At 69.9% G+C, this 24,854-nt stretch carries 20 protein-coding genes and 1 pseudogene; 14 read left to right on the top strand and 7 right to left on the bottom strand.

The genetic code is table 11. From position 1 onward, the window contains the following. Positions 1–38: 38 nt before the first annotated feature. Positions 39–2,360, bottom strand: coding sequence for a collagenase (locus ACZ67Q_RS21045; protein WP_471184191.1), 2,322 nt, complete (start codon positions 2,358–2,360; stop codon positions 39–41). A 441-nt stretch (positions 2,361–2,801) separates the two neighbouring features. Between ACZ67Q_RS21045 and ACZ67Q_RS21040 the strand changes: the two genes are divergently transcribed. From ACZ67Q_RS21040 to ACZ67Q_RS21020, 5 genes are all read left to right on the top strand, one after another. Then, the gene (locus tag ACZ67Q_RS21040; RefSeq protein WP_471184189.1) at positions 2,802–3,272 is read left to right on the top strand and encodes a carboxymuconolactone decarboxylase family protein; all 471 of its coding nucleotides are present in this window, start codon (positions 2,802–2,804) and stop codon (positions 3,270–3,272) included. A gap of 77 nt (positions 3,273–3,349) precedes the next feature. Beyond that, entirely contained in the window at positions 3,350–3,814 is a 465-nt protein-coding gene (locus tag ACZ67Q_RS21035; RefSeq protein ID WP_471184186.1) for a VOC family protein, read from the top strand. A gap of 143 nt (positions 3,815–3,957) precedes the next feature. Further along, positions 3,958–4,848 (top strand): alkaline phosphatase family protein, encoded by an 891-nt coding sequence (locus ACZ67Q_RS21030; RefSeq protein ID WP_471184184.1) that lies wholly within the window; start codon positions 3,958–3,960, stop codon positions 4,846–4,848. A 1-nt stretch (position 4,849) separates the two neighbouring features. Then, positions 4,850–6,157, top strand: coding sequence for an MFS transporter (locus ACZ67Q_RS21025; RefSeq protein WP_471184181.1), 1,308 nt, complete (start codon positions 4,850–4,852; stop codon positions 6,155–6,157). Next, positions 6,154–7,203 (top strand): TolB family protein, encoded by a 1,050-nt coding sequence (locus ACZ67Q_RS21020; RefSeq protein ID WP_471184179.1) that lies wholly within the window; start codon positions 6,154–6,156, stop codon positions 7,201–7,203. The genes ACZ67Q_RS21025 and ACZ67Q_RS21020 overlap by 4 nt, the downstream gene beginning before the upstream one ends. On the opposite strand, the gene ACZ67Q_RS21015 is transcribed toward ACZ67Q_RS21020, so the two are convergent. Continuing rightward, positions 7,200–7,445: a hypothetical protein gene (locus tag ACZ67Q_RS21015; protein ID WP_471184176.1), complete on the bottom strand. Its 246-nt coding sequence runs from the start codon at positions 7,443–7,445 to the stop codon at positions 7,200–7,202. The genes ACZ67Q_RS21020 and ACZ67Q_RS21015 overlap by 4 nt on opposite strands. A 289-nt stretch (positions 7,446–7,734) precedes the next feature. Between ACZ67Q_RS21015 and ACZ67Q_RS21010 the strand changes: the two genes are divergently transcribed. The 3 genes from ACZ67Q_RS21010 (at position 7,735) to ACZ67Q_RS21000 (ending at position 11,305) form a co-directional block, all read left to right on the top strand. Beyond that, the gene (locus tag ACZ67Q_RS21010; protein WP_471184174.1) at positions 7,735–10,128 is read left to right on the top strand and encodes an Orn/Lys/Arg family decarboxylase; all 2,394 of its coding nucleotides are present in this window, start codon (positions 7,735–7,737) and stop codon (positions 10,126–10,128) included. Positions 10,129–10,382: 254 nt separating this feature from the next. Then, on the top strand, positions 10,383–10,982 hold the full coding sequence (locus tag ACZ67Q_RS21005; protein ID WP_471184172.1) for an RNA polymerase sigma factor: 600 nt from the start codon (positions 10,383–10,385) through the stop codon (positions 10,980–10,982). Next, on the top strand, positions 10,979–11,305 hold the full coding sequence (locus ACZ67Q_RS21000; protein ID WP_471184169.1) for a hypothetical protein: 327 nt from the start codon (positions 10,979–10,981) through the stop codon (positions 11,303–11,305). The genes ACZ67Q_RS21005 and ACZ67Q_RS21000 overlap by 4 nt, the downstream gene beginning before the upstream one ends. A gap of 98 nt (positions 11,306–11,403) precedes the next feature. On the opposite strand, the pseudogene ACZ67Q_RS20995 reads toward ACZ67Q_RS21000, so the two are convergent. Continuing rightward, positions 11,404–11,490, bottom strand: a pseudogene (locus tag ACZ67Q_RS20995) (glutamine synthetase); the annotation flags it as partial. Between the two features lie 216 nt (positions 11,491–11,706). Further along, entirely contained in the window at positions 11,707–11,898 is a 192-nt protein-coding gene (locus tag ACZ67Q_RS20990; protein WP_471184167.1) for a hypothetical protein, read from the bottom strand. A gap of 387 nt (positions 11,899–12,285) precedes the next feature. Between ACZ67Q_RS20990 and ACZ67Q_RS20985 the strand changes: the two genes are divergently transcribed. Beyond that, positions 12,286–14,166: a HEAT repeat domain-containing protein gene (locus ACZ67Q_RS20985; protein ID WP_471184165.1), complete on the top strand. Its 1,881-nt coding sequence runs from the start codon at positions 12,286–12,288 to the stop codon at positions 14,164–14,166. A gap of 276 nt (positions 14,167–14,442) precedes the next feature. Here the strand turns inward: ACZ67Q_RS20985 and ACZ67Q_RS20980 are convergent. Continuing rightward, a protein-coding gene (locus ACZ67Q_RS20980; RefSeq protein ID WP_471184163.1) for an IS5 family transposase occupies positions 14,443–15,254 on the bottom strand; the annotation gives its coding sequence in 2 pieces (ribosomal slippage) (positions 14,443–14,928 and positions 14,931–15,254; 810 coding nt in all). A gap of 330 nt (positions 15,255–15,584) precedes the next feature. Here ACZ67Q_RS20980 and ACZ67Q_RS20975 point away from each other — a divergent pair. Continuing rightward, positions 15,585–16,550, top strand: a complete 966-nt coding sequence (locus ACZ67Q_RS20975; protein WP_471184160.1) for a hypothetical protein — start codon at positions 15,585–15,587, stop codon at positions 16,548–16,550. Between the two features lie 182 nt (positions 16,551–16,732). Here the strand turns inward: ACZ67Q_RS20975 and glnA are convergent, their stop codons facing one another. Next, complete coding sequence (glnA, locus tag ACZ67Q_RS20970; RefSeq protein ID WP_361638960.1) at positions 16,733–18,094, bottom strand: type I glutamate--ammonia ligase; 1,362 nt, start codon at positions 18,092–18,094, stop codon at positions 16,733–16,735. 311 nt (positions 18,095–18,405) lie between these two features. On the opposite strand from glnA, the gene ACZ67Q_RS20965 reads away from it, so the two are divergent. Further along, a complete protein-coding gene (locus ACZ67Q_RS20965) occupies positions 18,406–19,593 on the top strand; it encodes a globin domain-containing protein (protein ID WP_471184158.1) in 1,188 nt (395 codons plus the stop codon). A gap of 43 nt (positions 19,594–19,636) precedes the next feature. Here ACZ67Q_RS20965 and ACZ67Q_RS20960 read toward each other — a convergent pair whose 3' ends face one another. After that, positions 19,637–20,071 (bottom strand): RrF2 family transcriptional regulator, encoded by a 435-nt coding sequence (locus ACZ67Q_RS20960; protein WP_471184155.1) that lies wholly within the window; start codon positions 20,069–20,071, stop codon positions 19,637–19,639. A 1,218-nt stretch (positions 20,072–21,289) separates the two neighbouring features. Between ACZ67Q_RS20960 and ACZ67Q_RS20955 the strand changes: the two genes are divergently transcribed. From ACZ67Q_RS20955 to ACZ67Q_RS20945, 3 genes are all read left to right on the top strand, one after another. After that, positions 21,290–22,024, top strand: coding sequence for a DUF3105 domain-containing protein (locus ACZ67Q_RS20955; protein ID WP_471184153.1), 735 nt, complete (start codon positions 21,290–21,292; stop codon positions 22,022–22,024). Beyond that, positions 22,021–22,650, top strand: a complete 630-nt coding sequence (locus ACZ67Q_RS20950; protein WP_471184151.1) for a DUF305 domain-containing protein — start codon at positions 22,021–22,023, stop codon at positions 22,648–22,650. Before ACZ67Q_RS20955 ends, ACZ67Q_RS20950 begins: the two co-directional genes overlap by 4 nt. Before the next feature lie 112 nt (positions 22,651–22,762). Further along, positions 22,763–24,703 carry a S53 family peptidase gene (locus ACZ67Q_RS20945; RefSeq protein ID WP_471184149.1) on the top strand — a complete coding sequence of 647 codons (1,941 nt, stop codon included), beginning with the start codon at positions 22,763–22,765 and terminating at the stop codon, positions 24,701–24,703. Positions 24,704–24,854 lie beyond the last annotated feature (151 nt).

Here is a 24,854-nt window from a genome sequence, read left to right as displayed (position 1 = left end):
GGCACTGTGCCTCACAAGGGTCCGGCACCTCGCTTCGATCAACGGCGCAGGGGGCCTTCGCAGCTGAAGTCCGCGGTGCCGCCCGTGCGGTCCGTCCAGATCGTCACCTCGCCGAACGCACAGTTCATGTCGGCGAGGTTGGGCGAGGCGGCCGCGGCCCGGTCGAGCAGGAATCGGTCCACGGTGGCGGACATGTCCTCGAAGACCCGGTCGGCACTGCCCGCGTCGGCGAGCCGGGCGGTGATGCGGCCGGTACAGACGAACCGGGGCATGCCCGGGTCGCCGTTCGCCGTGCAGGCGGGGTCGGTGGAGGTGGCGGCGGCGAAGGAGGCGCGCACCGCGTCGGCCGTGGACTCGCGCAGCCCGCCGTCCGGCGTGTAGGTGGTGTTCGGCACGTACAGACCGTCGACGTGCGCGATCTGCCGGTCCAGGAAGGCGTCGTAGCCCTGCTGGAGTGCCGGGTCGCGGCCCGTGCGCTCGCGCCAGGCGTCGAAGCCGGCCGGGTCGTCGGCCCGCAGGTACCGGTACATCTCCCGCAGCAGGGCGGGGTGTTCGCTCCACAGGTACTCGAAGAACGTCCCGGCGTAGTCGTAGAAGCGGAAGCCGTCGGCGTCGTAGGTGGCGTGCAGGAGCTGCTCGACGCCCATCCGGGGTGTGCCGTTCGCGGTGTCCGCGATGACGCCCTGCACCAGGGACCTGCGCACGGCGACGCCGCCGGCGCGGGTCGAGCCGTCGAAGAACTCCGCGGTTCCCTCGTCCATCGCCGTCGTCCGGTCACCCTGGTACCAGGGGCCCTCGCCGAAGTAACCGGGCACTGCCCAGCGGCCGTTGAGGTAGTGCACGTACTCGTGGCGGAACAGTTCCTCCAGTGTCAGCCGCGAGTCCTGCGGGACGCGCCGCTGGTAGGTGTAGAAGGTCGCGCCGCGCTCGATGTAGATGCCGCCGTTGTTGGTGCCCATGCCGGTAAGCAGCGGATGGTAGTTCTCGTAGTCGGCGCGGGAGGCGTACAGCACGATCGTCAGGACGCCGTTGGTGTCGTCGGCGAGCGGCGCCTGCGTGCCGAGCACGCGCAGGAACTGCGCCTTGACCTGCTTGCTCGCGTAGTAGAGCTGGTCGACGGTGGCGCGGTCGAGCGCGGTGCGGACCTTCAGGGCGCCGTTGTCGTAGCTGTAGGTGCGCGGGAACAGCTGTCGCTCGATGTCGTCCTTGCAGACGGCGTACGGCTTGCAGGCGCCGTAGAAGCCGAGCCAGGAGACGACTTTCGCCCAGGGAGCGCTGCCGCGGCCCCAGGTGCCGGTCACCGGGGTGAGCAGCGAGCCGAGATCGGGGACGATCCGGTCACGCAGGGAGGCGACGACCCCGAAGCGCCCGTACTCCGACAGGGCGTCCCGTACGGCCCACTCGTTGGGCGTGCCCTTCAGATGGACGTACCCGGCGAACCGGCGGAAGGCGTCCCGGTAGGCGTCGTTGCGGGCGACGACGGTCTGGAAGGCGGTGTCGTGGTTGCCCTCGTAGAGGCCGAGGTAGTTGACGCTGAGCGCGGCGAGCGCGGCGCCGCCCCAGGAGGGGTCGGCGTAGGTGTCCGTGTGGTACCGGTCGAGTGTGGCCAGCACCTTGCGGATCAGGCCGAGCTGGGACTGGCGCAGTCCGGGGGCGCTGCCGGTGTAGAGGGCCTCGCGCAGGGTCTCGGCGTTGGTTCGGGTGGCGTCGAAGGTGTGCGGGGCGGTGCCGAAGTAGTACACCGCCCGCCGCATGGCCTCCTGGGTGGGCGCGTCGCTGACGTCGATCTCGTCGCGTGAGAAGTCGTGGTACACGACGGCGTGCAGATAGGTGAACATCTCCAGCAGATGGCTGGAGTCGCGGCCGTCGTGACCTGCGGCGAGAGTGGCGGCGCGGTGGGCGACGGCCTGGACGTGGGCGTCGTCCATGACGGGCGCGAGCCGGGCGTCCCAGGTCCACAGGACGGTGCGCAGACAGCCGTCGGCGGTGACGCCCGGTTCCGCGAGGAAGTCGGCGAACCGCTCGGGGTCGAGGCGGGTGACGTCGTCCAGGGTGCAGGCGGTGGCCGGCGACGCGGACTGCGGCATCCGGCCGGGGCCGGGGACGCGGCCGTCGGCTCGGCGGCCGCCGGGGGCCGTCCCGGCGGGCGTGCCGGGCGCCGGAGCGCTGCCGAGACGGGCCACCTCGTCGTGCGACGGGCCGGCGGGGCCGGGCGCGTAGGAGGTGACCTCGGCGCGTTCGTGCGCCTGAGCGGTGGGGACGTCGGCCGTGCCGAGCAGGGCCGTGGTGACGGCTGCCGCGAGCAGGGCGGCGCGCAGCGATCTGCGCCGGGGCGGGAACAGGCGTGGCGTGTGGAACACCTGCGGCTCCTCGGTGTGGGGAGTGGCTCATCTTGAGGCGTGCGTGTTGAGGCGTGCATGCCACTGCAATGTGAGCTGTAACATAGTAATGTGAAATTGCACTGACAACCCCTCAGGAGTTCCCAAGTTGCCCAGTCGGGGGGCGACTTGGCGGGCGACGGCACCCACCAGGGGCGACGGAGTCGCGAGGGAGGCGAAGTCGCGGGGCGAGGTGGAGTCGCGGGGCGAAGTCACGGGGCACAGGTGGAGTCACCGCGCGGGGGCGGGAAGTCACCGGGCACAGGCAGGGTCATCGGGCGCAGGCGGAGTCACCGGGCGCAGGCCGAGTCACCGGGCGCAGGTCACTCTCGTGGCGCAGGTCACATCCAGCGCCTGTCACATCGGTCGCCGCCGTTGCGTCAGACCGGCGAAAGGCACCGACGAAACCCGAGGGAGCACCCCATGGACGCCCGACTGAACCTCTTCGCCAACCCCGTCGCCGGAAAGTTCCTGCGCCACCTCAACTCCGCGGGCAAGGTGGTCACCGACTCCCCCCTGCCCGCCGCCACCCAGGAGCTCGTCAAGATCCGCGCGAGCCAGATCAACGGCTGCGGCTTCTGCACCGACATGCACACCAAGGACGCCGCCCACGCCGGCGAGACCTCCGTGCGCCTCCACCTCGTCGCCGCCTGGAGGGAGGCCACGGTCTTCACCGACGCCGAGCGCGCCGCCCTCGAGCTCACCGAGCACGGCACCCGGCTCGCCGACGGCCCCGGCGTCCCCGACGCGGTCTGGGAGAGGGCCACCGAGCACTACGACGAGGACCAGCTCGCCGCCCTCGTCTCCCTGATCGCCGTGATCAACACCTACAACCGCGTGAACGTCCTGGTCCGCCAGCCGGCCGGCGACTACCGGCCCGGCATGTTCGGCTGACCGTCCCGTCGGCGAATCCGGTGGCGCACCCCCCGGTTTTCCGCTTCGGTGGGGGGACCACCAGGAGGAGGAGAACGATGGACTTCACCCTCGAAGTGATCCCCCTGCCCGTGAGCGACATCGACCGGGCCCGCGACTTCTACCGCGACAAGGTCGGCTTCCACGTCGACATCGACACGGAGGTCATGCCGGGCATGCGCATCGTGCAGCTGACACCCCCCGGCTCCGGCTGCTCCATCGCCCTCGGCGACAGCATCTGGGAGATGACCAAGGGCCCCCGCCCGGCCCCCGGCTCCTACCAGGGCCTCCAGCTCTGCGTGGCCGACATCAAGGCGGCCCACGCGGAACTGGTCGGGCGGGGCCTCGAGGTCACCGAGCCGGTCCAGTACGCGCCGGACGACGGAGCGACCTTCATGTACTTCACGGACCCCGACGGCAACGGCTGGGCCGTCCAGGAGTACCGCCGCCGCGCCGGGGAACCCCTGCACCAGGTGCTGGCCCACCAGGCACAGTCCACCGAACAATCCACGCAGACCCCGTAGGCCGCAACCCCCGAAGGGCCCCGCAGGGCCGGCCGTTCATCCGCTCTTCATCCGCCGGGTTGCCCCACGTGGGCCGCGGGCATATTGGCGTGTGCATGCTCTGTCCGCACCGCCAGCCCGCCCGTCCCCACCCGGAGGTTGATGTGTCCGGCAGTTCCGTGTACCGCCGCGCCCGTACCGCCCTGGCCTCGGCAACGGCCCTCGCCGCAGCCGCGGTCGGCCTGTGGACCGGGCTCGGCGGTGAGACCGCGCACGCCGCGGGCGCCGTGCCCAGCCCGGACCACGTGGTCGTCGTGGTCTTCGAGAACCACGCCTACAGCCAGGTCATCGGCTCCTCCAGCGCCCCGTACATCAACAACACGCTGAAGGCCGGCGGCGCCAACCTGACCCAGTCCTACGGCGAGACCCACCCCAGCCAGCCCAACTACTTCGCCCTGTTCTCCGGCTCCACCCAGGGCATCACCGACGACAGCTGCTACACCCCGGGCTTCTCCTCCGCCCCCAACCTCGCCTCCGAGCTGCTCGGCGCCGGCAAGACCTGGGCCAGCTACAACGAGACGCTGCCCAGCCAGGGCTCGACGACGTGCAGCAGCGGCAGCTACGCCCGCAAGCACAACCCGTGGTTCGGTTTCAGCAACGTGCCGACCTCGTCGGCGAAGACGTTCTCCCAGTTCCCCACCGACTACTCGACGCTGCCCGACGTCTCCTTCGTCGTGCCGAACCTGTGCAGCGACATGCACGACTGCTCGGTGTCCACCGGTGACACCTGGCTGAAGAACAACCTCGGCGCCTACGCCACCTGGGCCAAGACCCACAACAGCCTGCTCGTCGTCACCTTCGACGAGGACAACAAGCTGTCCGGCAACCGCATCCCGACCGTCCTGTACGGCCAGCCCGTCACCCCGGGTTCGTCCTCGTCGACGACGTACAACCACTACAACCTGCTGCGTACGCTGGAGGACCTGAAGGGCCTTTCCTCCCACGCGGGCAACGCGGGCTCCGCCCAGGACATCACCGGCATCTGGGCGTCCTGAGGTGTACGTCGCGGACAGCCGCGCCGCAGCCGCGGCGCCGGCGTCCGCGGACGGCGCCGCCCGGCCTCCCGCCGGGCGGCGCCGCGCCGCGGTCGCCCCGACCGTCCTCGCGCTCGGCACGGTCAGCCTGATCACCGACGTGTCGTCGGAGATGGTGACCGCCGTGCTCCCGCTGTACCTGGTGGCCGGGCTCGGCCTGTCCCCGCTCGGCTTCGGCCTGCTGGACGGCGTCTACAACGGCTTCTCCGCACTGGTACGGCTGGCCGGCGGCCACGTCGCCGACCGCGGCGGGGGCCGGCACAAGTGGGTGGCGGGCCTGGGCTACGGCCTCTCGGCCGCCTGCAAGCCGCTGCTGCTGGTGGCGCACTCGCTGACCCCGATCTCTCTGGTCCTGGCGGCCGACCGCACCGGCAAGGGCCTGCGCACGGCCCCGCGCGACGCGCTGATCTCCCTGTCCAGTACGCCGGAGACCCGCGGCCGCGCCTTCGGGGTGCACCGGGCGATGGACACCGCCGGCGCCCTGCTCGGACCGCTGGTGGCGTTCGCCGTCCTGCGGGCCACCGTGGACGGCTACGACGCGGTGTTCACGGTCAGCTTCTGCGTGGCTGTCGTGGGCGTCCTGGTGCTGGTGCTGTTCGTCCCCTCAGGCCGCCCGCAGCCGACGGCGGCCGGCCGGACACCCGCCTCGCCGGCGGAGCGCCCCACCCTCCGCAACGCCCTGCGCCTGCTGCGCCGCCGCGACCTGCGCCGTATCACCGTCTGCGCCCTCCTCCTGGGCCTGGCCACGGTCAGCGACTCCTTCGTCTACCTGCTGCTGCAGCACAGGCTTGGCGTGCCCGACCGCTGGTTCGCGCTGCTGCCGCTGGGCACGGCGGCCGCGTTCCTGCTGCTCGCGATGCCCGCGGGCCGGCTGGCGGACCGGGTGGGCCGCTGGCGGATGTTCCTGGCCGGCCACGGTGCGCTGCTCACGGCATACGCCCTGCTGCTGACGTCCTGGCACGGGGCCGCGCTGCCCTACGCGGTGCTGGTGCTGCACGGCGCCTTCTACGCGGCCACCGACGGGGTGCTGATGGCGGCGGCCTCGGACAGCGTGCCCGAGGCGCTGCGCTCCTCGGGGCTGGCGCTCGTGCAGACGGGCCAGGCGCTCGCCCGGTTCGCCTGTTCGCTGGGCTTCGGGGCGCTGTGGACCGTGTGGGGCGACCGCTCCGCGCTGGCGGCGTCGACGGTGGCGCTCGCCCTGTGCGCCGCGTTCTCGTTCACCCTGCGCCCGCAGACCACCGCCACCCCGCACCCGAAAGGCACGGCATGACGGCCGAGTCCTCCGACCGCCCCTCGTCCCGCACGCGCACCCGCGTCCTCGTCCTGCTCACCGCGGTCGCCGTCCTCGCGGGTGTCGCCGTGGCGTCGGTGCTGCACGCCTCGGCGCGGGCCGAGCGGCGCGACCAGGCCCAGCCGGGCGGGCCGAAGGTGACCGCGGGCCGCGTGTCACTGACCGACGGCGGGCGGATGGTCTTCCGGAACATGGCCTGGGGCCCGCACCGCGACGAGCTGACCGGAGTGCCCGCGACGGACCCGGCCGGCCCGCGCACCGCCTCCGGCGTGAAGTGCCTGCGCTTCTACGCCGCCGCCGGCACCGGCGTGTGCCTGCAGGCGGTGCACGGCGCGGTGGCGGACACCTACCGCGCGGTGCTCCTGGACGCCCGGCTGAAGGAGACCCACCACTACGACGTCCCCGGCATCCCCTCCCGCGCACGGGTGTCGCCGAGCGGGCACTTCGCCGCCTGGACGGCGTTCGTGGGCGGCGACTCCTACGCGGGCACGAACTTCTCCACGCGCGCGGCGATCGTGGACGTGCGCACGGGCAGGCTCATCCCGTCCCTGGAGGCGTTCCGGATCGTCAAGGACGGCCGGGGCTACCGCGCGGCGGACGTGAACTTCTGGGGCGTGACGTTCGCCGCCGACGACCGCACCTTCTACGCGACCATGGCGACGAAGGGACGGACCCACCTGGTCCGCGGCGATCTGACGACCCGTACGGTCACGACGCTGCGGACGAACGTCGAGTGCCCGTCCCTGTCCCCCGACGGCACCCGCATCGCGTTCAAGAAGCGGGTGCGGGGCCTGCCGAAGGACGCCCCGTGGCGCCTGTACGTCCTCGACCTGCGCACCCTGCGCGACACCCCGCTGGCCGAGCCGCGCAGCGTCGATGACCAGGCGGTCTGGCGCGACGACCACACCCTGGTCTACGCCCTGCCGGGCGACTACGGCGCGGACCTGTACGAGGTCCCGGCCGACGGCACGGGAAGGCCGCGGCGCATCAGCACCGCGGCAGTCTCCCCGGCGTTCCTCCCTTAGGGGTTCTGTCCGGGCGGGGCGTGGCCGGCGGGGTTCTGGTTCTCGGAGTTCTGGGTCAGCCCGCCGCCGGTACAGCTCGGCTGCTGGCCTCCGGGCTGGTTGCCTCCATTGTTGGTGCAGGAGGTGTCCACGGGCTGGATCTTGGCGTCCGCGATACTGGCGCCGCCGAGCCCGAGGGCGACGACTGCGGCGCCCGCGCCGATCGCCGTCGCGACCCGCCGCGCGGTGAATCCGGGTGTCATGGTGCTCGGCCTCCTGTCCTGCTGGTCGGCGTGACACCACCCACGCTTGTCACGTCGGCCCGGACAGTCAAGGCATATGCCAGAGGCACTTTCCAAAAGTCTCGCGCACCGCAGCACAGCACGCCGGCCGCTCAGGTCACAGCACCAGCACCTCCGAGCGCGGCCCGGTCAACCCGCGACCGGGGTTTTCCGTCGTCCCGGTGGTTTGCCTCCCTCGGCCCCCGTGCGCACCGTGAGCCGCCCCGGACACTGACCGGGGCGGCACCGGGCCGCACGAGAGGGGGCGGGCATGGCCGACGGCAGGATCCTGATCGCGGTGCCGGAGCATCCTCGCGCGGAGGGGGCCGGGGCCGAGCAGCTGCGCAAGATCTCCTCGGCGGTCGAGGAGGCCGGCTTCGAGGTCCGCCGGGCGGTGACCGCCGAGGACGCGCAGGCGGTGCTGCGCACGGAGGCCGGGCTGGCGGCGGCCCTGGTCGCCTGGGACCTGCCCGGCGTCCCGGCCGCGGGCCCGCCGGGCCAGGGCGAGCCGGGCGGCGCCTCGGTGCTGCGGCACATCGGCCGGCGGTTCCAGGAGCTTCCGGTGTTCCTGGTGATGGCGGACGACGGGGTGCGGGACCTGCCGCTGTGGGTGTCGGAGACGGTGGTGGGCTACGTCTGGCCGCTGGAGGACACCGCGGGCTTCATCGCGGGCCGGATCACCACCGCGGCCCGGGCCTACCGGGAGGCGGTGCTGCCGCCGTTCTTCCGGGCGCTGCGCCGCTTCGACGACGCGCACGAGTACTCCTGGCACACCCCGGCGCACGCCGGCGGCGTGGCGTTCCTGAAGTCGCCGGCGGGTCGCGCCTTCCACGACTACTTCGGCGAGCGGCTGCTGCGCAGCGACCTGTCGATCTCGGTGGAGGAGCTGGGCTCGCTGTTCGAGCACACGGGCCCCATCGGTGCGGCGGAGCGCAACGCGGCCCGGGTCTTCGGCGCCGATCTGACCTACTTCGTGTTGCACGGGGACTCCACCTGCAACCGTCTGGTGGGTCACTTCAGCGTCACCCGGGACGAACTGGCGCTGGTGGACCGCAACTGCCACAAGTCGGTGCTGCACGGCCTCGTGGTGTCCGGGGCCCGGCCGGTCTACCTGGTGCCGACCCGCAACGGCTACGGTCTCGCCGGCCCGCTGCCGCCGGCCGAGCTGGCACCGCAGGCGGTCGCCGCCAGGATCGCCGCGCACCCGCTGGCCGAGGGCGCGCGCTCCCCGCACCCCCAGTACGCGGTGTTCACCAACTCCACCTACGACGGCCTGTGTTACGACGCGGTCCCGGTGGCGCGCGCGCTCGGGGCGAGCACCCCGCGGGTGCACTTCGACGAGGCGTGGTTCGCGTACGCCCGCTTCCATCCGCTGTACGCGGGGCGCTACGGCATGGCGGTGGACGAGACGTCGTTCCCGGGCCCCGACCGGCCGACCGTGTTCGCGACGCAGTCCACGCACAAGCTGCTGGCCGCGCTGTCGCAGTCGGCGATGGTGCACGTGCGGCCCGCGCCCCGCGCCCCGGTGGAGCACGACCGCTTCAACGAGGTGCTGATGATGCACGGCACCACGTCCCCGCTGTACCCGATGATCGCGTCCCTGGACGTGGCGACCGCGATGATGGACGGACCGCAGGGCGAGTGGCTCCTCGACGAGGCGGTGACCGAGGCGGTCCGGTTCCGTCAGGAGATGGTGCGGCTGCGGCGCCGTATCGAGGCGGCCGGGGACCGTCCGCCGTGGTTCTTCGGGGTGTGGCAGCCGGAGACGGTCACCGACCCGGGGACCGGCGAGCGGTTCCGCTTCGATCAGGCTCCGCCCGAACTGCTACGTACCGAGCCGTCCTGCTGGACGCTCGAGCCCGGCGCCGACTGGCACGGTTTCCCGGGGCTGACCGAGGGCCACTGCATGCTGGACCCGGTCAAGGTCACCCTGACCTGCCCGGGGATCACCGCCACCGGCGAGACGGCCGACGAGGGCATCCCTGCGCGGGTGCTGACGGCGTACCTGGCGACCCGGAACATCGTGGTGGAGAAAACTGACAGCTACACCACGCTGGTCCTTTTCTCCATGGGCATCACCAAGGGCAAGTGGGGCACGCTGCTGGACGCCCTGATGGACTTCAAGGCCCTGTACGACGCCGACGCCCCGCTGGAGCGGGTGCTGCCGCAGGCCGTGGCCGCCCATCCGAGGCGGTACGCCGGGCTGAGCCTGCGCGCGCTGTGCCGGCAGATGCACGACGAGCTGCGCTCGGCGCGCCTGGTGGAGCTGCTGGACACCGCCTTCCAGCAGCTTCCCGAGCCGGTGTTCCCGCCGCAGCACTGCTACCAGCGGCTGGTGCGGGGCTCTACCGAGCGGGTGCGGATCGCCGAGGCCGCCGACCGGATCGCGGCGGCGATGGTCACCGTCACCCCGCCGGGCATCCCGGTGTTGATGCCGGGCGAGCGGGTCGGGGCCCCCGACGGCCCGCTGCTGCGCTATCTCACGGCGCTGGAGTCCTTCGACCGCCGCTTCCCCGGTTTCCGCAGCGAGACGCACGGGGTGACGATCGACGAGGACAGCGGCGACTACCGGATCGAGTGTCTGCGCCCGGAAGCGGACGCCCATCCCGTGGTGCCCCCGGCCCAGCGCCACGCTCCGCGCCCGGCGGAGCACCACCGCCCCTGACAGGCCGGGGGCACGGGACGGCGCTCGCACGCGGCGACGTCACCGGGTGAATCCTTTTCGGGCCTGCCCGCCTCTTATCCGTGTACCGGCCGCGTGGGCCGACGGATGTCAGGAGGAAGACCATGGTCGTTGGCAGCGTGGTGATCGGCGTGCTGCTGGTGTCCGCGTGCAGCCTGCACCTCATGAGGCGCTGGAGGAAGAGCCGTGGCTGACCATTGCCTTCGCGCAGCGCCTGCCGAGGAGGAACAGGACACATGACACGGCGCTTCCCCTGGCCGGACGAGCGGCTGATCAGGGCCGCGCAGGACGGCGACGTCGCCTCGCTCACCGCTGTCGTCATGGACTCGCAGCCTCATGTGCGCAAGTTCGCCCTGTCGCTGTGCGCCTCACCGCAGGACGCGGAGGACGCGGCGCAGGAGGCGTTGATCATCCTGTACCGGAAGATCGGCACCCTGCGGGCCACCGGCGCACTCGGCTCATGGATGTTCCGGATCGTGCGCAACGAATGCCTCCGACAGGTGCGGTCGCTCTTCGCGCGGAGCGACGAGGAGACGGCCGAACCGGAGGGATGCGTGGAGCAGTCCGCCGAAGAAGCGGTACTGCGGCACATGGAAGTGGAGCGGATCGCGGCCGCGGTCGGTGCCCTTCCCCGTGACCAGCGCCAGGTCCTGGTCATGCGGGACGTCCAGGGCCTGCCGGGGCATGCCGTCGCCCGGTCCCTCGGTCTGAGCAACGCCGCGATGAAGTCGCGGCTGCACAGAGCCCGCGCAGCCCTGCGTCACTCACTGGCACAGACCGACCGGCCGGCCGGCCAAGCAGCCGATCGATCAGCCGGAGGAGAGGTACGACCGTGAAGTCCACGAAGGGCACGAACATCCCGTCCGCCGCGCGGCCGGCGGCGCCCGCGACGCATTTCGCCGGCAAGTCCGTACCGCGCCACCTGGCGCGCGGCGTCATCGGCTTCGGGCTGATCATCGGCTCGATCGCCCTGGTGCCCGTCGCCGGCCCGGCCATCCTGCTGGCGGCCCCGCTGGGTCTGATCGCCTTCCGCGGCTGCCCCACCTGCTGGCTGGTCGGCCTGGCGCAGACCATCTCCCGCAGCCGTCTGGAGCGCAGCTGTGTGGCCGGCGTCTGCACCCTCACCAGGGCGGACCCGGCGAAGGGGCACACCGTCTGAACGAAGATCGGCAACCGTCACAAGACGCAGTGTGGCCGACCGCGACGAGCGGTCGGCCACACTGCGTCTTCGAAGCGGTATGCCGCCCCGACCTGCGCCTACAGCACCGGCAGGTTCTTCCGCAACTCGAACGCGGTGACCTCGCTGCGGTACTCCTCCCACTCCGAGCGCTTGTTGCGCAGGAAGTGTTGCTGCCTGGGAACGACCTCAAGCGCTCAACGTCGAAGCAGCGCTGACCGCTGGTAGAGCAGTCGTCATTGGTCGTCGTTGGTCGCCTCGGGCCGCCCTTCGACGGCCCACAGACGGCCCGGCTTCAGCAGCGCCAGGGGTACAGCGGCCTGGGCAGTGAGGTACCTCATCTCCCCCAACGAAACGCAATGCGAGGCAGCGAGATGCACGTCTCAACGGGGGACATCATCCTGATCGGCCTCAGACCGGTCCTGCCTGCCCCACTTCTGGAAGGCCCGCATCGCCACCGAGGTGACGAACGTGGCCGCCAGCGCACCAATGAACTCCGGCAGTGCGGAGACGATCACATGCTCTATGCCGGTGACGTGGCTGCTGCTCGCGATGTCGTAGATGGGCGTAGTCACTGTTGCTCTCCTCAGCACAATTACGGGAAGCCGCTGACCTGCTGGACGGCTGAGGCGAGAATCATGGTGGGGGCAGGGTGCCCCCAACTGTCACGGGGACAGTTCGGGACGCCTTCAACGCTCTGGGGAGTTGACCTGGGGCGACATCCGCGTCCCTGCCCTGTCCCAGGGACGCCCCAGGGACAGGGCAGGGACGGGTGGGGACATGACACCGTCGGCAGGTCGCGACGAGGAAGCCAGCAAGGCGCTGGGACAGTTTCTGCAAGACAGAGCCGAGCGGCCGGCCTCACCGCAAGGGACATCGAACAGCGCTTCCAGCGCCGTTCCGATCGGGAGCGGGCACGGATCGAGGCGGGGCAGGCCATTCCAGTCGATCCGGTGAGTGGCATGAACTTCTCCAAATCACACATAGATCGGCTTTTCAAGGGAGCGACTGCCCCGCCCTCCAACCGTTTCGTGATGATGTTCCTGGAGATTACTAGCAGCACTATTGGCGTGACTACCGCACTCCACCAAGAGCTCTGCCGCAAGGCGGATGAACTGTTGACCACCGCTCGCCAATATCACAACCAGAAACGCGCGGATAAGTCGGTCACACCCACATCACTTGCATCTCCCGAAGCCACTGTGGCCACCCTTCAGCTTCAAGTTGAGCTTGAGCGCGCTCACCGCATCGAAGACAGACTCCGGTGGGCTTTGAGTGATGCCCAACTACTAATGACCACCCTGCTGCAGATCATCAGCTCGCTCCGAGAGATCATTATCGATCTGGATACCAAGCCGGTTCAGGCACCGCGCCCGGGTGGCGAGTCATTTGCATTGGAAGCTGTACCGGATTCTCGACAGCAAGCAGTGTCTCAGAAAGCCACAGCAGAATCACAGCTGGCCAGAGTAAATGAACGCCGCCTTCTATTGGAGACTCTCTGGGAGCAGGCGCACGCGAACGTGCACCGACTGTCTCAACATCCTGACGTTCCGAAGATCGAAACGTTACCGACCGGCCCCGCTCTGCCGCAGTACGAGATTCTACCTGCGCAATTCTCGGGACAGGCAGCACTTGATGACATCACCGCCGCTCTGATCGCGGCAGAAGAAATAAACACAGCCGAAGACCGAAAAACGCACGAATGGCAGAGAGATCTCACTCCCGCTGCCGACCTAGAGCTGGCCGACGAACAAGCGATTCTGCTTGCCGCCACTCGATTGACTGACGTAGACAATCGAAGGGCGGCTCTAGATACCCTTATCCGAAATTGGCCCCATAGTCTCACAATTCGCGACGCCCTGCTTAGGCTGATTGGCGACGAGGAATCAGAGATTCGCAAGACTGCAATACGCAATCTAGGCCAGAACTGGTCTGATGACGAGGCGGCACGGCAAGCTGTCATCACAGCAACACGCGACCCCGATGCCAACGTCCAAGCTGTCGCAATATGGGTATTGACGCAATCATGGCGAGGCGATTCGAGTGCTCGTGACGCCGTCGTAGCGCTAACGGTCGACGACTCTGAGGAAACCCGAGAAATTGCCATTGAGGGTCTCGCGGAAGGATGGCCGGGCGACAAGGTAGCCCAAGAGGCTGTCGTACGCCTCACATACGACCGCGCCAGTCGAGTACGCCAGACTGCCGTAGAGGCGCTCCTAGAAAGCTGGCCAGGAGACATCTCTGCACGAGATGCACTGCTCACCCTTGTCCGATCCGACGATACCTCCAAGCGAGAACTTGCTGTAACGAGCCTCTACGCCGGCTGGCCGGAAGACCCGTCAGTGTCCGCCGCCTTTCGCGAGTTGCAGCATGACGATGTTCCATTTGTTCGCTGGATAGCTGAACGCGGGTTGATCCAAGAGGGGCACCCGCTGAGCAATCCTCCAGGCGAAGTGTCCGAAATGGAAAGCCAGGGGGCTCTAACCCAATCAAGTAAACCCGCTAGCTCGACCGTTCGCGGCACGTTGATAGCATCACGCGTCCCCTATGATTTCAGCACCAGAGAGCCCCTTGAAGCAATCTGGGCACTGCGTCAGGGAATCAGCTTCGATCCCGGAATTAATGTCATAGCAGGCAGAAACGCATCCGGAAAAACGATCCTAATGATGGCGTTGGCCCTTCACACCGGGGCTGCTGAATGGAGAAAATTCGCAAGCTACCGCCCTCTCTCGCTTTGGAGGTCGCAAAGAATCTGGAAATACTGTGGCACAGTAAGCCTCGACCGGAAGAGTGCTTTTATCTCAATCCAAGATTCTCCGAGGCAGACAGATTTGCTCAGCTAGAACAGACGTTGAGCAAGGAAGGCCAGTATCGCTTGTACCTACTCGACGAGCCAATGGGGGCATGGGATCTAGGGAAGAGGCAGTCGATCTCCTCCCAGATAAGCAAACTCGCTCAAAAGGGCTATCAGTTCATCATATCAACGTCTTCAGATGTCAAACGCGCAGGATTCACCGAGGGCAAGGTGATCCGCCTTGGAAGGCGTCGGATCCGCGAGCGCGGAAATATTCTCAGGTGGTAATGCGCAGCGCGCGACGGGAGCTAGTGACTTACAACGGCTAACACAATGAGCTGAGTTGTCGGTGGGTGATCAGACAGCAGGCCAGCTTGAGGAAGGCTTCGTGGATGTCGGCTCGGCGTTCCCAGCGGACGCGGAGGCGGCGGAAGCCGTGGAGCCAGGCGAAGGTCCGCTCGATCACCCAACGGTAGGTGCCCAGGCCGGTGCCGTGCCGGCTGCCGCGGCGGGCGATGGCGGGGACGATGCCGCGGGCACGGACCTGGTCGCGGTGGATGTCGTGTTCGTAGCCGCGGTCGGCGAACAGTGAGTCCGGCCTGCGTCTGGGGCGTCCCGGGCGGCCGCGGACGGGAGGGACGGCGTCCAGCAGCGGCAGCAGCTGGGTGACGTCGTTGCGGTTGCCGCCAGTGAGGAGGACCGCGAGCGGGGTGCCGTGCCCGTCGGTGATCAGGTGATGCTTGGAGCCGGCCCGGCCCCTGTCGACTGGCGACGGGCCCGTGTGGAGCCCCCTTTTAGCGCCCTGACGTGCGAGGAGTCGACCACACAGCGAGACCAGTCCAGCTTGGCCGCCGCATTGAGCTCGGCCAGCAGCAGCTCGTGCAGCCGCTGCCAGACTCCGACCTCGTTCCGGTCCCGCAGCCGTCGCCAGCACGTCATGGCCGAACCGAAGCCGAGCTTCTTCGGCAGGTGCTCCCACTGGATGTCCGTGTACAGCACGAACAAGATCCCGCACAGCACCTGCCGATCCGGCAGCGGCCTGCGACCGGGGTACCGGAAGCGCCGCTCCTTCCTCGGCAACAGCGGCGCGATCCGCACCCACAGCTCATCCGACACGATCCACGGTGATGCCCCCACAGGTCGGACAACGCTCAACTCGCTCGCCAGACACGGCGCTGAGAGGCGCTCCGCCTCATTGTGTTAGCCGTTGTAAGTCACTATCTCGGACACAACGATCCCGGGTTCACGCTCCGGGTGTACACCCATCTGATGCCAAGCAGCGATGACCGCGCGCGGAAAGCCACCGGCGGAATGTACACGGGGGCGCCCTCCGCGGTTCAAAAAGTACTCACAGGTGAGCACTGACGGTTAGACACCCTCAGCTTCTCGTTCACCCTTCACCCAACGGCGGCGCGGTTGCACCAGCCGTGCCGCCGTCCGAAAATATCAGGGTGGAGGAGGTCAACGATGTTGAATCACACAACGAAACGAAGGATTCTCAAAGTACTCCTTCCATTGATCACAATAGTTGGGGCCGCCATAATTGCCATCACACACTGGAGTGACTCGGTGGAAAGGCAGTGGTTTGCCCCGATAGTTGGCTCATTCGGCGAGGCCATATTCATTGCAGGACTACTTGGAATAACCGTCGACCGCCTACTCAAGGCTCAACTCGTAAAGGATGTTGCAACCGAGTCCCTACGAGCTTCGTGGGGAATCTGCGCGCCACAGCAGTATGTGGAAGCGCTGATCGACTCGCTCAGCAGCTATGACCGGGTCACGCTATCACTGAACGAGAAACTCACACTCAGCTGGCACGACGGCCACTTGCAACTAAAGAGCGAGACAAGAACAGTTATTCAAAATATATCAGGAAAAGCATGGGCGGCAGGTGTTCCTTCGATACCGGCATCCGAGGCGGGGGCGCCAGAGAGTGAAATACAAGGCCTTGAGATAGCTATACGCGAGCCCGCCCGTGAGCAACGGGCCCCAATCGAGCACTACCAAGCGTGGGATGCACCTGCATTGAAGCCCTACTGCACCAGCGACCCGAATGCTGGCGTGAAAGTCGAGCCAAAACTCCTTTCCTCGCACAAGATTCCTTTGATTCAACCTGGAGCCGTGCTCGAAACTAGATGCATCTCGACGGTCTACGTGCGTCCAAAAGAAGAGATATCGATAGTGACCACGTCGCCAACGCTTTCATGGGCACTGGAAATTGGGGGCCGTGCGCTGATCGACTTGGATATCCAAGCAAGAATGGGAGCTTCTCTTCTCCAGCAGCAGCTAAATGGAAGTAGCCAGCGCTGTAGACATGGGTTTTCTCATGCTGGAGCCGCGATGCTCGTCAGTTTGACCCCTAAGCCGCCCGCTGGAGCAGAGGAGCCGGCAGTTCCAAGCCCGGCGTTCGAAGCAGAGCCCCAACCTGTCTAGCAGCCGGGCCAGCAGCTCCCTGGCCCGGCTGCCTGGCGACCAAGTCGCAAGACCCTCTCGTTGGCAAGAACCCACGCCACGGCCCAGGGACGGCCCAGAGCCCGCGAGACGCCGAGGGGCTGACCCTCTCCGACCGTCAGCCCCGCTCATCGAATCAGCAGGAGACCCGCCCCGACCTGCCCTTATAGCACCGGCAGGTTCTTCCGCAGCTCGAACGCGGTGACCTCGGAGCGGTACTCCTCCCACTCCGAGCGCTTGTTGCGCAGGAAGAAGTCGAAGACGTGCTCGCCGAGGGTGTCGGCGACGAGGTCGCTGTTCTCCATCAGGGTCAGGGCCTCGCCGAGGTTCTGCGGCAGGGGCTCGATGCCCATCGCGCGGCGTTCGGCGTTGGAGAGGGCCCAGACGTCGTCCTCGGCGCCCGGCGGGAGTTCGTAGCCTTCCTCGATGCCCTTGAGGCCGGCGGCCAGCAGGACCGCGTAGGCCAGATAGGGGTTCGCGCCGGAGTCGAGGGAGCGGACCTCCACGCGGGCGGAGCCGGTCTTGCCGGGCTTGTACATCGGCACCCGGACCAGGGCCGAGCGGTTGTTGTGGCCCCAGCAGATGTAGGAGGGGGCCTCGCCGCCGGCGCCGGCGGTGCGTTCGGAGCCGCCCCAGATGCGCTTGTAGGAGTTCACCCACTGGTTGGTGACCGCCGAGATCTCCGCCGCGTGCTTCAGCAGACCCGCGATGAAGGAGCGGCCCACCTTGGAGAGCTGGAACTCGGCGCCGGACTCGTAGAACGCGTTGCGGTCGCCCTCGAAGAGCGACAGGTGCGTGTGCATGCCGGAGCCAGGGTGCTCGGAGAACGGCTTCGGCATGAAGGTGGCCTGCACGCCCTGCTCCAGCGCCACCTGCTTCATCACCAGCCGGAACGTCATCACGTTGTCGGCGGTGGACAGCGCGTCGGCGTAGCGCAGGTCGATCTCCTGCTGGCCGGGCGCGCCCTCGTGGTGGGAGAACTCCACCGAGATGCCCATCGACTCCAGCATGGTGATCGCCTGGCGGCGGAAGTCCATGCCGACGTTGGTCGGGGTGTGGTCGAAGTAGCCGGAGTTGTCGGCCGGGGTGGGGCGGCTGCCGTCGAGCGGCTTCTCCTTGAGCAGGAAGAACTCGATCTCGGGGTGCGTGTAGAAGGTGAAGCCGAGGTCGGAGGCGCGGGCCAGGGCGCGCTTGAGGACATAGCGCGGGTCGGCGAAGGAGGGGGAGCCGTCCGGCATGAGGATGTCGCAGAACATGCGGGCGGTGCCGGGGGCCTCGGCACGCCAGGGCAGCACCTGGAAGGTGGACGGGTCCGGCTTGGCGATCATGTCGGACTCGTAGACCCGGGCGAAGCCCTCGATGGCGGAGCCGTCGAAGCCGATGCCCTCGTCGAAGGCCTGCTCCAGCTCTGCGGGGGCCACGGCGACGGACTTGAGGAAGCCCAGCACGTCCGTGAACCACAGGCGTACGAACCGGATGTCGCGCTCCTCCAACGTCCGGAGCACGAACTCCTGCTGCTTGTCCATCTTCCGCTTCCCCATCCTTGCTGGTCAGGCCGCCAGTCCCCGGTGAGGCGGGAGGCGGTCGGGCACCTGAGCAGCATCCCATCACACGACCGTTTCACGCGCGTTGCGGACCATGATCGACCGGGCGGCCGCGGGCGGAACGTCGCGTGCGCGTGCGGGCGTACTGCTCTTGACGCCCATCTTGCCTGCTCGGGGCCGCATCCGTAATGGCCGGTCCGGGGCGGGACGTGAGCGACGCCACGCCTGGTTAATTTGCATCTCAGATGCAAATTTTCATACCGTCCGGATCAGTCGAGCCAGGAGGAGTCCTGATGCTGTCCGAGCAGTCAGCAGCCACCGTCCGCGCCACTCTGCCCGCCGTCGCCGGCGCCATCACGGAGATCACCGAGCGCTTCTACTCCCGGCTCTTCGAGGCCCACCCCGAACTGCTGCGGGACCTGTTCAACCGCGGCAACCAGGCCTCCGGCGCTCAGAAGCAGGCCCTCGCGGGCTCCATCGCGGCCTTCGCCGTGCACCTGCTGGACCACCCGGACCAGCGGCCCGACACCATGCTCGGCCGGATCGCCCACAAGCACGCCTCCCTCGGGGTGACCCCCGAGCAGTACAAGGTCGTCCACGAGCACCTCTTCGCCGCCATCGTCGAGATCCTCGGCGAGGCCGTCACACCCGAGGTGGCCGCCGGCTGGGACGAGGTCTACTGGCTGATGGCCAACGCGCTCGTCGCGATCGAGAAGCGGCTCTACGAGGAGAGCGCCGAAACGGGCCGGCGCCCGTGGGAGGTCGTCGAGCGCGTCGAGGAGACGGCGGACGTCGTCACCTTCCGGCTGCGGCCCGCCGACGGCGGCCCGGTGCGCGACTTCCGCGCCGGCCAGTACGTCTCCGTGCAGGTCGAGCTGCCCGACGGCGCCCGGCAGATACGGCAGTACAGCCTGTCCGGCGCGCCGGGCGAGACCGTTCGCCAGTTCAGCGTCAAGCGCGTGAGCGGCGCCGGCGCCACGCCCGCCGGCGAGGTCTCCGGCCACCTCCACGCGCGCGTGCGCGTCGGCGACATCCTTCAGCTGTCCGAGCCGTACGGCGACCTCGTCCTCGACGACGCACCCGGTGCGCCCGTGCTGCTCGCCTCCGCCGGCATCGGCGTCACCCCGATGATCGCGATGCTCGCCCAGCTCGCCGGGGACGCCCACGCCGCCCCGGTCACCGTCGTGCACGGTGACCGCTCCCCCGCCGACCACGCCCTGCGCACCGAGCAGGAGGCCTACGCGGGCAAGCTCGCCGACGCCTGCGTGCACTTCTTCTACGAGCAGGACGTGCCCGCCGGTACGCGGTCCGGCCTGGTCGACCTCAGCGACGTCTCGGTGCCGGCCGGCACGCGCGCGTACCTGTGCGGTCCGCTGCCCTTCATGCGCGCCGTGCGCGAGCAGCTGCTCGCCAAGGGGGTCGCCGCCGCCGACATCCACTACGAGGTGTTCGGGCCCGATCTGTGGCTGGCCCAGGGCTGAGCCGTCGCCCCCGGCGGTTGGCGAGGGGTTCCGGTTCCCCGTCTCAGGAGGCTTTGGTGATGCCCAGCAGCAGCGGTCCCGTCGGGTCGGCGACGATGTCCGCGACCGTGACCGGGTCCAGCGCGGCGTAGAACGCCTCCTGGGCCCGGCGCAGGGCGCCGCGCAGGCGGCAGCCGGAGCTCAGGGGGCAGGGCGTTGCCCCCTCGCAGTCGACGACGTCGCCGTCGCCCTCGAAGGTGCGCACCACCGCGCCGACGGAGGCCGTCCGGCCCTTCTCGGTGAGCGCGAGCCCGCCGCCTCGGCCCCGGCGGGCGTCCACCAGGCCGAGATGCTGCAACTCGGCGACGACCTTGGCGGCATGCGTGTACGGCACGTCCATGTCCGCGGCCACCTGCCGGGTCGGCGGCGTGGCCGCACCCGCGACGGCGAGCCGCATCAGAACGCGCAGCGCGAGATCGGTGGAGCGCAGGAGCCGCATGCGGCCAGCCTAGGTAATACGCATCGCGGACTCCAAATATGGGGCTCCGAGCAGGGGGCGGGCCGGGTTCGGCGCGGTCGACCGCGAGCGACGCCGAGCAGCGCGATCGGCGCTGAGCAGCGCGATCGGCGCTGACGGGCGCGGGCCCGCAGGCGGGTGCCGACCCGGGGCCGGCCGGGGCTGGTGCCGGCTCGGGCGCCCGTGCCCGTCCGGCGGTGGGTGCCCGACCGCGGGCGGGTGCGGGGCGGGGCCAGGCCGGGCGCGGGCCCGCGGGCGGGTGCCGACCCGGGGCCGGTGCCCGTCCGGGTGCGGGTGCCAGTCCGCCGGTGGGTGCCCGACCGGGTGCGGGTGCACGACCGCGGGCGGGTGCGGGGCGGGGGCCAGCCCGGGCGCGGGCCGGCGGGCGCGTGCCGGCCAGGGGCCGGTGGCCGTCCGGGGCCGGTGCCAGTCCGGGTGCGGGTGCCGGCCCGGGGCTGGTGGCCCTCCGAGTGCGGGTGCCGGCCCGGGGCCGGTGGCCGACCGGGGCCAGTGCCAGTCCGGGTGCCGGTGCCCGACCGGGGCCGGTGCCCCTCCGAGTGCGGGTGCCGGCCCGGGGCCGGTGGCCGACCGGGGCCAGTGCCAGTCCGGGTGCCGGTGCCCGACCGGGGCCGGTGCCCGACCGCGGCCGGTGCCCGCCTGGTGGTGCCGGTCCAGCGGTGGGTGCCCGACCGGGTGCGGGTGCGGGGCGGGGGCCAGCCCGGGCGCGGGCCCGCGGGCGGGTGCCGGTGCCGGCCCGGGGCCGGTGCCAGTCCGGGTGCCGGTGCCAGTCCGGGTGCCGGTGCCCGACCGGGGCCGGTGCCCGACCGGGGCCGGTGCCCGACCGGGGCCGGTGCCCGACCGGGGCCGGTGCCCGCCTGGTGCGGGTGCCGTCCAGCGGTGGGTGCCCGACCGGGTGCGGGTGCCCGTCCGGGGGCGGTGCCTCCGGGGCGGGTGCCGGCCCGGGGCCCGTGGGCGTCCGGGGCCAGTGCCCGGCGGGGTGCCCGTCCCGCCCGGGGGCGGGTGCCCGACCGGGGGCGGGTGCCCGACCGGGGCCGGGGCCGGGTGCCGGCGCGCGTGCGGTCACCGGATCGGGGCCACTTCGCGTGCCGCGGCTGGTGTCCGCCTACTGCGCGTCCCTTCTCCCCCACTACGATCAGCGGGCCCCACCCTCCCCGTCCCTTTCCCCGAAGGACACGCCCCATGGGTTCCGCGAACACCGACCACGACACCAGCGCCGCCCGCAAGGCCCACGTCGCCGCGCTGCGCCAGGCCGAGCAGGCCCGTCAGCGGCGTCGCCGGGGTATCACCCTCGCCGCGAGCGCGGTCGTCGTGGCGGCGCTCGCCGCCGGTGCCGTGTTCGTGGTGCAGGCGCGGTCCGACGACGGCGGGGGCGGCAAGGCCGACGCGGCGGCCGGCGCCACCGCCAGTGCCGCCACCGACGGCAAGAACAGCGGCGTCGGCGCCAAGAGCGCGCCGGGCGGGCAGTTCGTCACCGGTCCGGACGGCGTACGGACCTGGCAGGGCGCCCTGAGCCGCAACCACGTGACCACGCCGGTGACCTATCCGATGCACCCGCCCGTCGGCGGCGACCACAACCCCGTGTGGGCGGACTGCAACGGCACCGTCTACACCGAGCCGGTCAAGGACGAGATGGCCGTGCACTCCCTCGAACACGGCGCCGTCTGGGTGACGTACACCGCCAAGGCGGCGCAGTCCGACGTGGCCGCGCTCGCCACGCGGGTGAAGGCGACGCCGTACACGCTGATGAGCCCCTACGCGCAGCAGTCCGCCCCCATCGTGCTGTCGGCGTGGGGACACCAGCTGAGCGTGCGCAGCGCCGACGACCCGGCCGTGGACAAGTTCCTCTCCACCTATGTGCAGGGCGCGCAGACGCCGGAGCCCGGCGCCTCCTGCTCCAGCGGGATGATGAAGTGAGGCACATCGGACTGGTCGCGGGCGCCGCGGCGGCCGCGCTCGTGGCCGCCGGCGCGATCACGTACGCCGTCGCCGAGGACGGGGGGTCCGCCCCCCGGACGCCGGGCACGGAGTCCGCGGACGCCGGGTTCGCCCGGGACATGGCCGTCCATCATCAGCAGGCCGTGGAGATGTCGTACATCGTGCGCGACCGCACGAAGGACGAGGACGTGCGGCGGCTCGCCTACGACATCGCTCAGACGCAGGCCAACCAGCGCGGCATGCTGCTCGGCTGGCTCGACCTGTGGGGGCTGCCGAAGGTCACCTCCGAGCCGCCGATGACCTGGATGGACATGGGCGGCACGGCCTCCGCGAAGCCGGCGGACGGCGCGTCGATGCCGGGCATGGCGACCGACGCGGAGCTGAGGAAGCTTCAGGGGCTCAACGGGAGGGCCGCCGAGGTCTTCTACCTCAGGTTGATGACGAACCATCACAAGGGCGGCATCCACATGGCCGAGGGATGCGTCCGCAGGTGCACGGTCGAGGTCGAGAAGCGGCTCGCCCGGGGCATGGTGGAGGGGCAGGAGTCCGAACTGAAGGCGATGGCCGACATGTTGAAGGAGCGGGGGGCCGGGCCGCGGGCCTAGCAAACTTTATTGGGTTCCTTTTGGCCTTCTTATTCCCCTGACATGAACAGTTCATCGAAAGAGTGTGCTCCGTCGAGTGATCCACTCGTCGACGAACCGCACAGGGGGTTCCATGAGATCCAACCGCGCCGCGCTGCGCGCCTCCGTGAGCCTGGCAGCCACCCTGCCCATGCTCGCGGGCGCGCTGGCGCTCGGCATACCCGCGGCCAGCGCCGCGGACAACCCGCACCGGGACGCGCTGGCCGGGACCAAGCCGGCGTGGGCCACGGCCAAGGCGGACAAGGGCGCGACGGCGGACTCCGCACAGGTGTCCGCGCGTGTCTACCTCGCCGGCCGGGACGCGGCCGGACTGGCCGACTACGCACGAGCCGTCTCCGACCCGTCCTCCCCGCAGTACGGCAAGTACCTGTCCGCGCGGCAGACCCAGGCGCGCTTCGGCGCGACGGCGGCGCAGGTGGCCGCGGTCAAGTCCTGGCTGACGTCCGCCGGGCTGAAGGTCACGTCCGTCACCGCGCACTACGTCTCCGTCAGCGGTGACGTCGCGGCCGCGGAGAAGGCGTTCGGTACGCAGCTGCACAACTTCGCCAAGGGCTCGGCCACTTACCGTGCGCCCGTCGCCACGGCCTCCGTGCCCGACAACGTGCGTGACGCCGTGCTGACCGTCACCGGTCTCGACAACGCGCCGCACAAGGCCAGCCACAAGGACCAGCTGCCGCCGCCGGACGCCGTGTTCCGCAACTCCGGGCCGTTCTCCTCGTACTACGGCTCGAACATCGCCTCCACGCTGCCGGACGCGTACGGGCAGAAGATCCCTTACGCGGTGCGCGGGTACACCGGCAAGCAGCTGCGCGCCGCGTACGGTGCGGGCACGTACACCGGCAAGGGGGTGCGCGTCGCCATCACCGACGCCTACGCCTCGCCGACCCTCGCGTACGATGTGGCCACCTACGCCGGCAAGCACGGGGACGCCCGCTGGAGCACCGGGCAGCTGCGGCAGGTGCTGCCGAAGAACTACACCAAGACCGAGGAGTGCGGGGCCGCCGGCTGGTACGGCGAGGAGACGCTGGACGTCGAGGCCGTGCACGCCGTGGCGCCCGCCGCGCAGATCACCTATGTCGGGGCCGCTTCCTGCTACGACGACGATCTGCTGGACTCGCTCAGCAAGGTCGTGGACGGGCACCTGGCCGACATCGTCTCCAACTCGTGGGGCGACATCGAGGCCAACCAGACGCCCGACCTCGCGGCCGCCTACGACCAGGTGTTCCAGTTCGGCGCCGTCGAGGGCATCGGGTTCTACTTCTCCTCCGGCGACAACGGCGACGAGGTCGCCAACACCGGGACCAAGCAGGTGGACACCCCGGCGAACTCGGCGTGGGTGACCGCGGTGGGCGGTACCTCGCTGGCCGTCGGCAAGGGCGACAAGTACCTGTTCGAGACCGGCTGGGGCACCGAGAAGGCCGCGCTGTCGGCCGACGGTCGCAGCTGGGTCGGCTTCCCCGGGGCGTTCACGTCCGGTGCGGGTGGCGGTACGAGCCGGACCGTGGCTCAGCCGTACTACCAGAAGGGGGTCGTGCCGGACGCCCTCGCCAAGGCCAACGGCGCCGCCGGGAACCGGGTCGTGCCGGACATCGCGGCGATCGCCGACCCGAACACCGGGTTCCTGGTCGGGCAGACGCAGACGTTCCCGGACGGGACGCAGCGCTACGACGAGTACCGGATCGGCGGTACGTCGCTGGCGGCGCCGGTGATCGCCGGTGTGCAGGCGCTGGCGCAGGAGGCTGGGGGCGGTAAGGCGCTCGGGTTCGCGAACCCGGGGATCTACGCCCGGTACGGGTCGAAGGCGTACCACGACGTGACGGACAACCCGACGGGTCAGGGGCTGGCCGTGGCCCGCGTCGACTTCGTCAACGGGGTGGACGCGAGCGGGGGGCTGAGCACGTCGGTGCGGAGCCTGGGCAAGGACAGCTCGCTCTCGGCCGTCAAGGGCTACGACGACGTCACCGGGGTCGGGTCGCCGGCCTTCGGGTACGTGCAGTCGTACCGGCGTCACTGACGTTTGTTCTGCGGCGCCCGGCCCCTGCGGGGGGCTGGGCGCCGTTTCGTCTGCGGGTGCGGTGCGGTGCGTCCGCGGGTGCCGTTGTGTCGCGGGTGCGGTGCCGTTCGTCTGCGGGTTTCGCTGTGGCGGGTCGCGATTGCCTGCGGCG

Source organism: Streptomyces sp. NPDC036813 (assembly GCF_055609245.1).
Note: the sequence above shows the minus strand (reverse complement) of the source record. Positions and strands in the feature narration are given on the sequence as shown.